Genomic DNA, 13,348 nt, shown 5'->3' on the forward strand with positions numbered 1-13,348 from the left:
CATGCCTCTACCGGTTTCATACCCCCGAAATAGGAGCTGTATTACATGAACAAGAAGATCCTCACTGCCGCGCTGCTGGGCGGCCTGGCGTTTGCCCAGGCAGCCTCCGCGCAGGATTTTGATGACCGCTGGTACCTGACCGGTTCGGCCGGCTTCAACTTCCAGGATAGCGACCGTACGACCAACGACGCTCCGTTCGTTACCCTGGGTCTCGGCAAGTTCATCAGCCCCAACTGGTCGCTGGACGGCGAGCTGAACTACCAGAACCCGAACTTCGACGACAACCAGGACCTGAACTGGAGCCAGTACGGCGCCTCGGTCGACCTGCGCCGCCACTTCATCTCCGAAGGCCGTGGCTGGAACCCGTACCTGCTGATGGGTCTGGGCTACCAGAAGTCGGAAGAAGAGTTCTCGCGCCTGAACGATCGTCCGGGTGACCGCAAGGACGGCAACTTCGCCGCCAAGGTCGGCGTCGGCCTGCAGACCACCTTCGAAAAGCGCGTTGCAGTCCGCGCCGAAGTGGCCTACCGCGGTGACTTCGACGACAAGAGCATTGCCGCTGCGGACGAAAGCTGGTTCGGCGACGTGCTGGCCTCGGTCGGCGTCGTGATCCCGCTGGGCCCGCCGCCGGTTGCTGCCGTTGTTGCCCCGCCGCCGGTTGCCCCGAGCTGCGCAGACCTGGATGACGACGGTGACGGCGTCAACAACTGCGACGACAAGTGCCCGAACTCTCAGCCGGGTCAGACCATCGGTCCGGACGGTTGCCCGGTGCCGGTCTCCATCGACCTGAAGGGCGTCAACTTCGACTTCGACAAGTCGAACCTGCGTCCGGACGCCGTGGCGATCCTGTCCGAAGCTACCCAGATCCTGGTGCGTTACCCGGACATCCGCGTCGAAGTGGCTGGCCACACCGACCTGTGCGGCAAGGATGACTACAACCAGAAGCTGTCCGAGCGTCGTGCGACCGCCGTGTACAACTATCTGACCCAGAACGGCGTCGCCGCCAGCCGTCTGGCCGGTCCGATCGGTTATGGCGAGAGCCGTCCGCTGGAGCAGACCCCGCAGACCTTCCCGGCCTGCAAGAGCGAGAAGAACCGTCGTACCGAGCTGAACGTCCAGAACTAATCGTTCCGGAACATCAGTTTCAGGAAAGGGCCCGGCATTGCCGGGCCCTTTTTTTTGCCTTGTTTGCCAGGAATCAACAATAAATCCAACAAGTTGCCGTATTCATTGAATGTGGGATCTTGAAAGGCGTTGTGGCGCTGTTAAACTCGGTGCGTCACCCTCTTTCCTGGATGCATCCCATGCTGCGTATCGCACTGGCCGCCGCACTCGGCCTGGCCCTGGTTCCCACCGCTTACGCAGCCGTGGATTGCTCCGCTTCGGCCACCAGCGTCAAGCCGCTGCCGTTGCCGGCCACCGCGATCGCCCCGGTGGCGTCCGAGCTGTACATCCGCAACGTGCAGCTGGGCATGCCCGCCGGCGTGCTGACCTCCAACTTCGACCAGCAGCAGTCGCTCGACCGCGTGCTGCAGCGCCTGCGCATCGATGGCTGCCAGAACATCGCCAAGGCGATGCCGGGCGCTCCTGCGATCAAGCCGAACGATCCGGCCGCCTACAAGCCGCAGACCGAGTTCGACAACACGCCGTGGCGCTTCGACATGAGCCAGAACGGCAAGCGCATGACCGCCGATGAGTTCGACGCCTGGATGAAGTCGCGCGGCGTGCGCGTGGTCAAGCCGCGTGCGGCCGCCGCCGCTGCACCCGCGCCCGCGCCGGCCGCCGAAGCACCGGCTGAGACCAAGCCGGGCGGCAAGAAGTAAGCAACGCGCGCGGCGCCCGATGCGTAACCGTCGCCCCCCCGCCGCGCCCACCGCTCGACCACGCCGCGATCCGCGGCGTGCGTCCGCTGCCGCCAGACCTGCAGCCCAGCCCAGCGATGCGCCACGCCACGGGCTGGCGCGCGTGCTGTCCAAGGCCGGGCTGTGCTCGCGCACCGAAGCGGCGCGCTGGATCGGCGAGGGCCGGGTGACGGTCGATGGGCGCACCATCAACAACCCCGAATTCCCGATCATCGACGGCCGTCACGTGGTGCGTGTCGATGGCCAGCCGTTGGATGCACCGCGCCGCCTGCACATCGTGCTCAACAAGCCGCGCGGCCTGGTCACCACCGCGCAGGACGAGCAGGGCCGCGACACCGTGTACCGCTGCTTCGATGGGGCGGGGCTGCCGTGGCTGGCGCCGGTCGGGCGGCTGGACAAGGCCAGTGAAGGCCTGCTGCTGTTCAGCAACGACCCGCAGTGGGCTGCGCGGCTGACCGACCCCAGCACTGGGCCGGACAAGACCTACCACGTCCAGATCGATGCCATTCCCGATGCCGCGCAGCTGGCTGCGCTGTGCAGCGGCGTGGACGACGACGGCGAATTCCTGCGCGCCCGCCAGGCACGCCTGCTGCGCAGTGGCGACAAGACCGCCTGGCTGGAAGTGGTGCTGGAAGAAGGCCGCAACCGCCATATCCGCCGCCTGCTGGCGGCCTTCGACATCAACGTGCTGCGGCTGGTGCGCGTAGGCATCGGCCGCCTGCCGCTGGGCACGCTGGCCAAGGGTGCCTGGCGCGAACTGGAGCCGCACGAGCTGGACCTGCTGACCGCCACGGCCGATGTCGCCGTGGCCGATACCTGAGATTGGGCAAGGGATGGCCTGCGACCGAGATTTCGTCACCTACCGGGAGAATGCCATGTACGCCCACCCCCTGACCCGTTCCCTGCTGCGCAGCGCCTGGCTGCTGCTGCCTGCCGCGCTGCTCAGCGCCTGCGGCGGCCATAAGGAGGTGGCCAAGGCCACGCCGCCGCCGGTGACCGACAAGATCGTGGAGATCCAGCCCACCGAACGCGATGGGCGGGGCGCCTATCGCTTCCACATGAGCAACGGCGAAAAGCGCATGAGCGCCGACGAGTTCGATGCGTGGATGAAGGCAAACGGCATCCGGGTCGCCAAGGGCAACCCGAATGCGACGCCGGCGGCCAAGCCGGTGGTGGTGGCCAGCAAGGAAGACGCGAAGGGCAAGAAGAAAAAGAAATGACGCGCGATGCGCGTCAGCCCTTGATCACGCCCAGCTCCAGGCCGATCCGGGTGAACGCATCAATCGCCCGGTCCAGGTGTGCGCGGGTGTGCGCGGCGCTGATCTGGGTGCGGATGCGGGCCTGGCCCTTGGGCACGACCGGGAAGAAGAAACCGATCGCATAGATGCCTTCCTCGAGCAGGCGTTCGGCGAACTTCTGCGCCAGCGGCGCGTCATACAGCATCACCGGGCTGATCGGGTGCACGCCGGGCTTCACGTCGAAGCCGGCGGCGGTCATCTTCTGGCGGAAGTAGGCGGTGTTGTCGGCCAGCGTGGTGCGCAGGTCGTCGGCAGCGGCCAGCATGTCGAACGCCTTGATCCCGGCGGCGACCACGTGCGGCGGCAGCGAGTTGGAGAACAGGTACGGGCGCGAACGCTGGCGCAGCAGCTCGATCACTTCGGCGCTGGCGGTGGTGAAGCCGCCCAGCGCGCCGCCCATGGCCTTGCCCAGGGTGCCGGTGATGATGTCGATCTTCTCCAGCACGCCCTTGACCTCGGCCGAGCCGCGGCCGGTGGCGCCCAGGAAGCCGGTGGCGTGGCACTCGTCGATGTGCACCAGCGCGTTGTACTTCTTCGCCAGCGCGGTGATCTCATCCAGCGGGGCAATGAAGCCGTCCATCGAGAACACGCCGTCGGTGGTGATCAGCTTGGTGCGGCAGCCAGCCGCATCGGCCGCCTGCAGCTGGGCTTCCAGGTCGGCCATGTCGCAGTTGGCGTAGCGGAAGCGCTTGGCCTTGCACAGGCGCACGCCGTCGATGATCGAGGCATGGTTGAGCGCGTCGGAGATGATCGCGTCATTCTCGCCCAGCAGCGGCTCGAACAGGCCGCCGTTGGCGTCGAAGCAGGCCGCGTACAGGATGGTGTCCTGCTTGCCGAAGAAGCCGGCGATCTGCTGCTCCAGCTGCTTGTGCAGGTCCTGGGTGCCGCAGATGAAGCGCACCGAGGCCATGCCGAAGCCGTGGCTGTCCAGCGCGTCCTTGGCCGCCTGGATCAGGTCCGGGTGGTCGGCCAGTCCCAGGTAGTTGTTGGCGCAGAAGTTCAGCACCGTGCGGCCGTCGTCCAGGGTGATCTCGGCCGACTGCGGGCTGGTGATGACGCGCTCGGACTTGAACAGGCCCTGGGCGCGGATCGCCTCCAGTTCCTCAACATAGTGCTGGGTGAGCGGGGCGGTCGGGGCATCGGTCATGGCAGGCGGTCATCGGCACGGGAAAACCGGGATTTTACAGGCCACCGCAGGAAACGGTTGCAGATGGGATTGTTGCATCGCAATATCAATCAGGTTAAGAATCCGTAAACACGCGCTGCATCCACCCCACGTCCCGGAGAGACCCCGCATGAACCACACCACGCGCTGTACTGCCGCCGCTGTGCTCTGCGCCGCCTTGCTTGCCCCGTTTGCCGCCAGTGCCCAGGACGAGGCCGAATCGCCGTTCAGCTGGAACGTGACCGGCGTGTCCGATTACGTGTTCCGCGGTGTCTCCCAGACCGACGAAGACCCGACCGTGCAGGCCGGCTTCACCTACACCTCGCCGGTCGGCCTGTACGCCGGTGTGTGGGGTTCGGGCGTGGACTTCGGCGACGGCGGACCGGATGCCGAAGTCGATTACTTCATCGGCTACGGCGTGGACGTCACCGACAGCGTCAACTTCGACGTGATGCTCAACCACTACAGCTACCCCGGCTCCAGCGAACTGGCGTACACCGAGCTGATCACCAAGACCAGCTTCGCCGAGCACTACAACGTGACCGTGGCCTACACCAACGATGTCTGGAACACCGACACCGATGGCTGGTACTTCGCCGCAGGCACCGAATGGACGCTGCCCAATGAGTTCAACCTGACCGCCAACGTCGGCCGCAGCACGTTCGAAGACGGTGTTGCCAAGGACTACACCGACTGGAACATCGGCGTGAACCGCACCTGGGGCCTGTTCACCCTCGGCCTGGGCTACTACGGCACGGACGGCAACGGCCGCGACAACTCGGGGAAGCTGGCCGACAACCGCGTGGTGTTCACGGTCGCCGTCGGGCAATAACGCGCGCCGGACCGGCAAAGAAAAAGGCACCCGATGGGTGCCTTTTTCGTACCGACCAACGGTCGGCACCTACCGCAATCTGGTAGGTCACGACCGTTGGTCGTGACAGCGCGCAGTCAATTCCAGCTCAGGACCACCTTGCCGGCCTTGCCCTGTTCCATCAGGTCAAAGCCCTTCTGGAATTCGTCGATCGGCAGCTGATGGGTCATCACCTTGCCGAGCGGGAAGCCGGACAGCACCAGCTGGGTCATCTTGTACCAGGTCTCGTACATCTTGCGGCCGTAGATGCCCTGCACGGTCAGGCCCTTGAAGATGATCTTGTCCCAGTCGCAGCCGGCGCCCCTGGGCATGATGCCGAGCATGGCGATCTTGCCGCCGTGGTACATGCAGTCAAGCATGTCGTTGAACGCGCGCGGGTTGCCGCTCATTTCCAGGCCCACGTCGAAGCCCTCCATGTGCAGTTCCTTCATCACGTCCTTCAGCGAGGTGTTGGCCACGTTGACCACGCGGGTGGCGCCCATGTCGGCGGCCAGCTTCAGGCGGAAGTCGTTGACGTCGGTCACCACCACGTTGCGCGCACCGATGTGCTTGCAGATGCCGGCGGCGATGATCCCGATCGGGCCGGCACCGGTGATCAGCACGTCTTCGCCGATCACGTCGAATTCCAGCGCGCAGTGCGCGGCATTGCCGTACGGGTCGAAGAAGGCGGCCAGCTCGGACGGGATCTGGTCGGGGATCGGCCACAGGTTGCTGGCCGGCATCACCATGTATTCGGCGAAGGCGCCGTTGACGTTCACGCCGATGCCCACGGTATTCGGGCAGAGGTGCGGGCGGCCGCCGCGGCAGTTGCGGCAGTGGCCGCACACGATGTGGCCTTCGGCCGACACGCGCTGGCCGATCTCGTAGCCGGTCACCCCCGGGCCGATCTCGGCGATGCGCCCGACGAACTCATGGCCGATGGTCAGACCCGGCTTGATCGTGCGCTGGCTCCACTCGTCCCACAGGTAGATGTGCAGGTCGGTACCGCAGATGGCGGTCTTCTCCAGCTTGATCAGGACCTCGTTCGGGCCCGGCACCGGCACCGGCACTTCTTCGAGCCAGATGCCCTTGGCGGCTTCACGCTTGACCAGGGCCTTCATTGTTTGCTGCGCCATCGGGGTGGAACTCGTCTGGGGGGGAAAGGAGGAATTATAGGGCGGGGCGGGGGATTCATATGTTGCGCTGCCGTACCTGCCGGTAGCGCCGGCCGTTGGCCGGCTGCTCTTCATTCAGGCGCCATGAACGCCTGACGGGTGGCTTCGGTGGGTCTAAACGTCGGACGGATGGCATTGATCAGGTGGGCAACCGGTTCCGGACGCTTGCGCCGCGCTGCGCGCGGTGTCCGGCCAACGGCCGGACCTACGAAATGTTACGGGCACACCGGGATCCAGATAAATCAACCATTGGCCCGGCTACAATCGGCGGTTCTTTCACCAGGGGCCGCCCATGCGCTCGAACCTGCTTGCCTTCTCCGTCGTCGCCAGCCTTGCGCTGGTCCAGGCCGCCCATGCCGCTGAGGGCATGTGGGTGCCGCAACAGCTGCCGGAAATCGCCGGTCCGCTCAAGCAGGCGGGCCTGAAGCTGTCCCCGGAACAGATTTCCGACCTGACCGGCGACCCGATGGGCGCGGTGGTCGCGCTGGGCGGCTGCACCGCCAGCTTCGTGTCCCCGCAGGGCCTGGTGGTGACCAACCACCATTGCGCCTACGGTGCGATCCAGCTCAATTCCACCGCCGAGAAGAACCTGATCAAGGACGGCTTCAACGGGCCGACCCTGAAGGATGAGCTGAGCGCCGGCCCGAACGCGCGCGTGTTCGTGCTCGACCAGATCACCGACGTCACAGACCAGGCCAAGGCCGCCATCGCCGCCGCCGGCAAGGATCCGCTGGCCCGCACCCGCGCGCTGGAAGCCTTCGACAAGGCACAGACCGCCGCGTGCGAGGCCGATGCCGGCTTCCGCTGCCGCCTGTACAGCTTCTCCGGCGGCAACACCTACCGCCTGTTCCGCAACATGGAAATCAAGGACGTGCGCCTGGTTTACGCGCCCCCGGGCAGCGTCGGCAAGTTCGGCGGCGACGTCGACAACTGGATGTGGCCGCGCCACACCGGCGATTTCTCCTTCTACCGCGCCTACGTGGGCAAGGACGGCAAGCCGGCCGCATTCTCGGCCGACAACGTGCCGTACCAGCCCAAGCACTTCCTGAAGTTCGCCGACCAGCCGCTGGGCGCCGACGACTTCGTGATGGTGGCCGGCTACCCGGGCCGCACCAACCGCTACGCACTGGCTGCGGAATTCAATGAAACCGCCAGCTTCACCTACCCGACCATCGCCCGCCACTACAACGCGGTGCTGGACCTGATCGCCAAGGCCGGCAAGGCCGATCCGGACGTGAAGGTGAAATACGCCGCCACCGCCGCCAGCATGAACAACGTGGCCAAGAACTACGTGGGCCAGCTGGAAGGCTTCAAGCGCATCGACGCGGCGGGCCAGAAGCAGGCCGAAGAGGCTGCGGTGCTGGCCTGGTTGAAGAAGCAGGGCGCTGCCGGCAAGCCGGCGCTGGCCGCGCACGCGCAGCTGGTCAAGCACCTCGATACCAGCAAGAGCACCCGCGAGCGCGATCTGTTCGTGGGTCAGTTCAACAACACCTCCGCTGTCGGCGCCGCGCTGGCCCTGTACCGCCTGTCGATCGAGCGCGCCAAGCCGGACGCGCAGCGCGAAGCCGGTTACCAGGAACGCGACCTGCCGACCATCGAAGGCAGCCTGCGCCAGATGGACCGCCGTTACGTGGCGGGCATGGACCAGCAGCTGCAGCAGTACTGGCTGAACCAGTACGTGGCCCTGCCGCCGGCCCAGCGCACCAATGAGGTGCTGAACCAGTGGCTGGCCGGCAGTGATGCCGCTGCCGTGGACGGCCTGGTCAGGAAACTGTCCGGCACGACGCTGGGCAGCCTCGACGAGCGCCTGACCTGGTTCAAGGCCGACCGCGCCGCCTTCGAAGCCAGCACCGACCCGGTCATCCAGTACGCCGTGGCGACCATGCCGGCCCTGCTGCAGCAGGAAGAGCAGAAGAAGACCCGTGAAGGCGAATCGCTGCTGGCCCGCCCGGCCTACCTGCAGGCCGTGGCCGACTACAAGAAGAGCAAGGGCGAATTCGTCTACCCGGACGCCAACCTGTCGCTGCGCATCACCTTCGGCAACGTCATGGGCTATGGCAAGGACGGGGTGAACTACACGCCGTTCACCACCCTGGAAGGCGTGGCGGCCAAGGAAACGGGCGAAGATCCGTTCGATTCGCCCAAGGCCCTGCTGGAAGCGGTCAAGGCCAAGCGTTACGGCGGCCTGGAAGACAAGCGGATCGGCTCGGTGCCGGTCAATTTCCTCTCCAACCTGGACATCACCGGCGGCAACTCCGGTTCGCCGGTGCTGGATGCGCACGGCAAGCTGGTCGGCCTGGCCTTCGACGGCAACTGGGAATCGGTCAGCTCCAACTGGGTGTTCGACCCGGTGATGACCCGCATGATCGCGGTGGACAGCCGCTACATGCAGTGGATCATGCAGGAAGTGGCTCCGGCCCCGCAGCTGCTCAAAGAACTGAACCTCACGGCCAGGTAACGCAAGGGACGGCGCAGCCGGCCCTAACGTCGCTTGTCGACGGCCCGAAGGGTGCCCACCCCGGTGGGCATACCGTTGGTCGTTACACCGGTTAAAAAAACCCCGCGGCAATGCCGCGGGGTTTTTTTCGTGCAGGATCAAACGCGGCTGCCGGTGAATCGAGCGCCGGGGCGGCATACCCTTTCCGGCGAATGTCCCCCGGCGTCGGCCAGAGGCCGACACCTCCTCCTTTACTTCGCCTCCAAGGGTATGCCGCCCCGGCACTCGATCCACCGGCGTTGCACCGTGACGTCCGCTTTTCCCTGCCAACCGCAAGCCGAGCCCCGTCGCGGCCGGTAGGTCCCTGGCAAAGTAAAGGAGGAGGCCGTCGCCGCAGGGCGACCGCCGGGGGACATTTGCACAGGGGCCTACCGGTCGCGGCGGGGCCCCACACGCTCGCGATGAACCTGATCGAAGAAGGGAGAAGAACCGTTTGCTCGGCAAGGTATGATGGCCGCTCCCCCCCGATCATTCACATCACGTGAACGATTGCGACTGTTCTCCTCTCCCCCAAGGACCTCTAGTTCGCATGCGCATCCTGCTTGCCCGCCACGGCGAAACCCCCTGGAATGCCGAAGGCCGTTACCAGGGCCAGATCGATATCCCGTTGTCGCCGATCGGCGAAGCCCAGGCCCAGGCCCTGGGTGAACGCCTGAAGTCGGTGGACATCACCCGTGCTGTCGCCTCGCCGCTGTCGCGCGCGCAGCGCACCGCGCAGCTGGCCCTCGGTTCCGAGCGCGCCGGCATGCTGCTGACCGAACCGGAACTGCAGGAAATCGCCCACGGTGAGTGGGAAGGCCTGCTGGCCAGCGAAATCAATGAAAAAGACCCCTCGCGCCTGCAGGCCTGGCGCGACGAGCCCGACACCGTGCTGATGCCAGGTGGCGAATCGCTGCGGCTGGTGCTGGACCGCAGCTGGCGCGGCCTGGCCCGCGCCGCCGAAGGGCTGGGCGAGCACGACACGCTGTTGGTAGTGGCCCACGACGCGGTCAACCGGGTGATCCTGTGCCGGATCCTGGGCCTGCCGCTATCGCGGCTGTGGACCTTCCGCCAGGCGCCGACCACGCTCAACCTGCTCGAAGGCGCCGACCTGGACAGCCTGGAAGTCGTGCGCCTGAACGACTGCGCGCACCACACGCCGTTCTTTGGTGAAGCGAAGCATCGGGCGTTGTGAGTTTTTCGGGTTGCCGACTGACAGTCGGCACTACATTTGCCGACTGACAGTCGGCACTACATTTGCCGTTACCACGATTTATTGCCATGACCAGTACCCGCCCGCATTCCCTCGCCGAATGGCTCAGCTACATCGAGCAGCAGCACCCGGCCACCATCGACATGGGGCTGGAGCGCGTGCGTGCAGTGGCCACGGCCATGGGCCTGGGCCAGCCGGCGCCGCACACCATCGTGGTGGGCGGCACCAACGGCAAGGGCTCTACCGTGGCCTTCATCGAGGCGATCGCGCGGGCGGCGGGCTGGAGGGTGGGGGCGTACACCTCGCCACACCTGCTGCGCTACAACGAGCGCGTGCGCATCGACGGCGAAGACGCCTCCGACGCGGCGCTCATTGCCGCCTTCAATGCCATTGAAGACGCGCGCGGCAGCACCACGCTGACCTACTTCGAGTACGGCACGCTGGCCGCATTGCACCTGTTCGCGCAGGCCGGGCTCGACCTGGCCGTGCTGGAAGTGGGGCTGGGCGGGCGCCTGGATGCGGTCAACGTCGTCGATGCCGACGTTGCGGTGATCACCACCGTGGACATCGACCATGCCGACTGGCTGGGCGAGGACCGCGAAGCGATCGGTGTGGAAAAGGCCGGCATCATCCGCGGCTGGAAGCCGGTGATCCTGGGCGAGACCGATCCGCCCTCCAGCGTGCTGGCGCGCGCCTACCTGCTGGGCGCCAACGCGATCCGTGGTGGCAGCGATTTCTTCGCCGATACCATCGACGCCCAGCACTGGTCCTGGCGTGACGTGGGCTTCCGCATCGAACTGCCGATGCCCGCGCTGCGTGGCCCGATCCAGCTGCGCAATGCCGCCTCGGCGATTGCCGCGCTGCGCGCGCTGGACAAGCCACTGCCACGTGCGGCCATCGTCGAGGGCGTGGCCCAGGCCCGCATCCGCGGCCGCCTGCAGGCGTTCGAGCGTGATGGCGTGGAGGTGCTGGTCGATGTCGGCCACAACCCGCAGGCCGCGCGCGAGCTGGCGGCTGCCCTGAAGGCCGCAACGACCACCGGGCGTACCGTGGCCGTGTTCGCCGCATTGCAGGACAAGGATGCCGTCGGTGTGGTCGAGGCCCTGGCCGAACGCGTCGATGGCTGGCACCTGGCCGGGCTGGAAGGTGCGCGCGCACAGAGTGCGACGGCATTGCTTGCCCGCCTGGCGGGCACCGCCGCCGCTGCGGCTGCCACCCATGACGATGTGGACACTGCGTTGCAGCAGGCGCTGTCGGCGGCCCAGGCTGGTGACCGCGTGCTGGTCTTTGGTTCCTTCCACACTGCCGCGCAGGCCTTGCTGTGGCTCGAGAACGCCCGCTGAGGCGGGCAACAAGCGACAACGTTCAGCCGTCTTCGACGCCGCACACGCGCGCGCCCGTATAATCGCCGTGGCATTCCGCCGCGCCGCCCTGCCAGCCTTCCGTGGATACTCCTCTGAAACAGCGACTGATTGGTGCCATCGTCCTGGTGGCGTTGGCCGTGATTTTCCTGCCCATGCTGGTCAAGGGGCCTGCCCCTGACAGTGGCGTGGCCAACGTGCCGATCACCGCGCCGGACGCGCCGGCCGATGGCCAGTTCCAGACCCGCGAACTGCCGCTGGTGGCCCCCACCGGTGGCGCCACCGGCCTGCAGAGCGGGGTCTCCACCACCCAGCCGCTGCAGCCCGACGCAGCCGCACCGGCCGAGCCGGCAGCCGCCGATACCTCGCCGGCCGTGGCCGCAGGCAACTATGCGGTCAGCTTTGGCGCCTATGGCAGCCAGGCCGACGCCAACGCGGTGATCGCGTTCCTGAAGAAGGCCCAGCTGCCGGGCTTCAGCGAACCGGCGACGATCAACGGCCGCCAGGCCTGGCGGGTGCGCGTGGGGCCGTATGCCGATCGCGCGCAGGCCGAAGCGGCACGCCTGGAAGCGGTCAAGGTGCGCAATGACGTCAAGGCCGAAGTGGTGACGCTGGACGCGCGCGCCGATACCGCCGTGGCTGCGGCGCCGACGCCGACGCCGACGCCGGCCACCGCGCCGGCACCGGCTGCATCCAGCGCCGCTGCCGCGCCGGCCACCGCGACCGTGAAGACCGAAACGCTGCCACCGGAACCGGTGGCGGCCGCCAAGCCGGCGCCGAAGCCCGAGGCCCCCAAGCCGGAGCCGAAGCCGGCGGTGGCCAAGCCCGAACCCGCCACCGCGGCCACCAAGCCCGTGGCCGTGCCGACCGCACCGGCGGCCAGCAGCGTCGGCTTCGCCGTACAGCTGGGCGCGTTCGGCCAGGCGACCGAAGCCAACGCGCTGCGCGACAAAGTGCGCGCGGCCGGCTTCAGCGCCTTCGTGGAGCAGGTACGTACCGACAAGGGCACGCTCAACCGCGTGCGCGTCGGCCCGGTCGCCAACCGTGCCGAGGCGGAGAACCTCAAGGCCCAGGTTGCGTCGAAGGTCGGCGTGGCCGGCATGGTCCGGCCGCATCCCTGATGCGGCCCCCCGCACATGATTGATTTCGTGCTGCTGGCGGTGATCGGCATCTCGACCCTGCTCGGGGTCATGCGCGGATTCGTCAGCATCGTCATCAGCACGTTCTCGTGGCTGCTGGGCGGCTGGGCCGCGCTGATGTTCGGGCGCAGCGCCGCCGCGTGGTGGTCCGCCCCGGCCGCGCCGGGCACCGGCCACTATTTCGCCGGCTACCTCACCGTGTTCCTGCTGGTCATGGTCTCGGTCTGGGCGATCGGCCTGGTGATCCGCCAGGCGGTGCGCTCGACCAGCCTGAACGGCGCCGATCGCATGATGGGTGGCGGCCTGGGCCTGGCCCGGGGCGGCCTGATCGCCTGCGCGCTGCTGCTGCTGGGTTCGTACACCCCGCTGACCCGTGAAGCGACCTGGCGCGACTCGCACCTGCGCGCGATGCTCGACCCCGGGGTGGGCTGGATGCAGGCCAAGATGCCGCGCATGCCGGAGCTTCCCCAGATGCCCAACCTGAAGGACATGCAGGGCCTGCAGGCCCTACCGACGGCGCTGCCGGAGGTGAACATGGCGCAACTGCCCATCGGGGAGTTGGGCAAGCCGGGCGCGACAGGCGATAATGGCGTCCTTGGCCAGTTGCTGGGTGGGCGCGGATGGCCGCGACCGCTGGATGAGACCCCGCAGCAGGCGGTGGACCCCGCCGATGTGTGGGCCAACCAGGCACGGCCAGGCTCCCCCCAGAACATCGACCCGGCGCTCGTGCGCCCGGACGACACCGCTCCGGCACGGAACGGTTCCCCCGGCCAGGCACGGCCACCTTCACAGTAGATGGGCCCAGCCCA

Annotated in this window: 12 protein-coding genes; 10 read left to right on the forward strand and 2 right to left on the reverse strand. The window is 67.1% G+C overall.

Translation table 11 applies throughout. From position 1 onward, the window contains the following. Positions 1-45: 45 nt before the first annotated feature. The 4 genes from V9K91_RS10465 to V9K91_RS10480 all read left to right on the forward strand — a co-directional run bounded on the left by V9K91_RS10465 (position 46) and on the right by V9K91_RS10480 (position 3,082). Positions 46-1,125 carry an OmpA family protein gene (locus V9K91_RS10465; protein WP_068849517.1) on the forward strand — a complete coding sequence of 360 codons (1,080 nt, stop codon included), beginning with the start codon at positions 46-48 and terminating at the stop codon, positions 1,123-1,125. A gap of 179 nt (positions 1,126-1,304) precedes the next feature. Next, positions 1,305-1,823 carry a hypothetical protein gene (locus V9K91_RS10470; protein WP_068849519.1) on the forward strand — a complete coding sequence of 173 codons (519 nt, stop codon included), beginning with the start codon at positions 1,305-1,307 and terminating at the stop codon, positions 1,821-1,823. A 19-nt stretch (positions 1,824-1,842) separates the two neighbouring features. Further along, entirely contained in the window at positions 1,843-2,682 is an 840-nt protein-coding gene (locus V9K91_RS10475; protein ID WP_095364529.1) for a pseudouridine synthase, read from the forward strand. 55 nt (positions 2,683-2,737) lie between these two features. Next, complete coding sequence (locus tag V9K91_RS10480; protein WP_095364542.1) at positions 2,738-3,082, forward strand: hypothetical protein; 345 nt, start codon at positions 2,738-2,740, stop codon at positions 3,080-3,082. 13 nt (positions 3,083-3,095) lie between these two features. Here V9K91_RS10480 and kbl read toward each other — a convergent pair whose 3' ends face one another. Beyond that, positions 3,096-4,307 carry a glycine C-acetyltransferase gene (kbl, locus tag V9K91_RS10485; protein ID WP_068849526.1) on the reverse strand — a complete coding sequence of 404 codons (1,212 nt, stop codon included), beginning with the start codon at positions 4,305-4,307 and terminating at the stop codon, positions 3,096-3,098. A 148-nt stretch (positions 4,308-4,455) separates the two neighbouring features. On the opposite strand from kbl, the gene V9K91_RS10490 reads away from it, so the two are divergent. Beyond that, positions 4,456-5,157, forward strand: coding sequence for a TorF family putative porin (locus tag V9K91_RS10490; RefSeq protein WP_095364530.1), 702 nt, complete (start codon positions 4,456-4,458; stop codon positions 5,155-5,157). A gap of 116 nt (positions 5,158-5,273) precedes the next feature. Here V9K91_RS10490 and tdh read toward each other — a convergent pair whose 3' ends face one another. Beyond that, the gene (gene tdh / locus V9K91_RS10495) at positions 5,274-6,296 is read right to left on the reverse strand and encodes an L-threonine 3-dehydrogenase (RefSeq protein ID WP_093534614.1); all 1,023 of its coding nucleotides are present in this window, start codon (positions 6,294-6,296) and stop codon (positions 5,274-5,276) included. Positions 6,297-6,642: 346 nt separating this feature from the next. Here tdh and V9K91_RS10500 point away from each other — a divergent pair, with 346 nt between their 5' ends. The 5 genes from V9K91_RS10500 to V9K91_RS10520 all read left to right on the forward strand — a co-directional run bounded on the left by V9K91_RS10500 (position 6,643) and on the right by V9K91_RS10520 (position 13,334). Further along, a complete protein-coding gene (locus V9K91_RS10500) occupies positions 6,643-8,808 on the forward strand; it encodes a S46 family peptidase (protein WP_336442922.1) in 2,166 nt (721 codons plus the stop codon). Between the two features lie 568 nt (positions 8,809-9,376). Next, on the forward strand, positions 9,377-10,021 hold the full coding sequence (locus V9K91_RS10505; protein ID WP_306989725.1) for a histidine phosphatase family protein: 645 nt from the start codon (positions 9,377-9,379) through the stop codon (positions 10,019-10,021). An 86-nt stretch (positions 10,022-10,107) separates the two neighbouring features. Further along, positions 10,108-11,382, forward strand: coding sequence for a bifunctional tetrahydrofolate synthase/dihydrofolate synthase (folC, locus tag V9K91_RS10510; protein WP_306989723.1), 1,275 nt, complete (start codon positions 10,108-10,110; stop codon positions 11,380-11,382). Between the two features lie 101 nt (positions 11,383-11,483). Further along, positions 11,484-12,521, forward strand: coding sequence for an SPOR domain-containing protein (locus V9K91_RS10515; protein WP_095364533.1), 1,038 nt, complete (start codon positions 11,484-11,486; stop codon positions 12,519-12,521). A gap of 15 nt (positions 12,522-12,536) precedes the next feature. Then, complete coding sequence (locus V9K91_RS10520; RefSeq protein ID WP_095364534.1) at positions 12,537-13,334, forward strand: CvpA family protein; 798 nt, start codon at positions 12,537-12,539, stop codon at positions 13,332-13,334. The last annotated feature ends 14 nt before the right edge of the window (positions 13,335-13,348 follow it).

This window comes from Stenotrophomonas sp. CCNWLW57, from assembly GCF_037203925.1.
GTDB classification, from domain to species: Bacteria; Pseudomonadota; Gammaproteobacteria; order Xanthomonadales; family Xanthomonadaceae; genus Stenotrophomonas; species Stenotrophomonas rhizophila_A.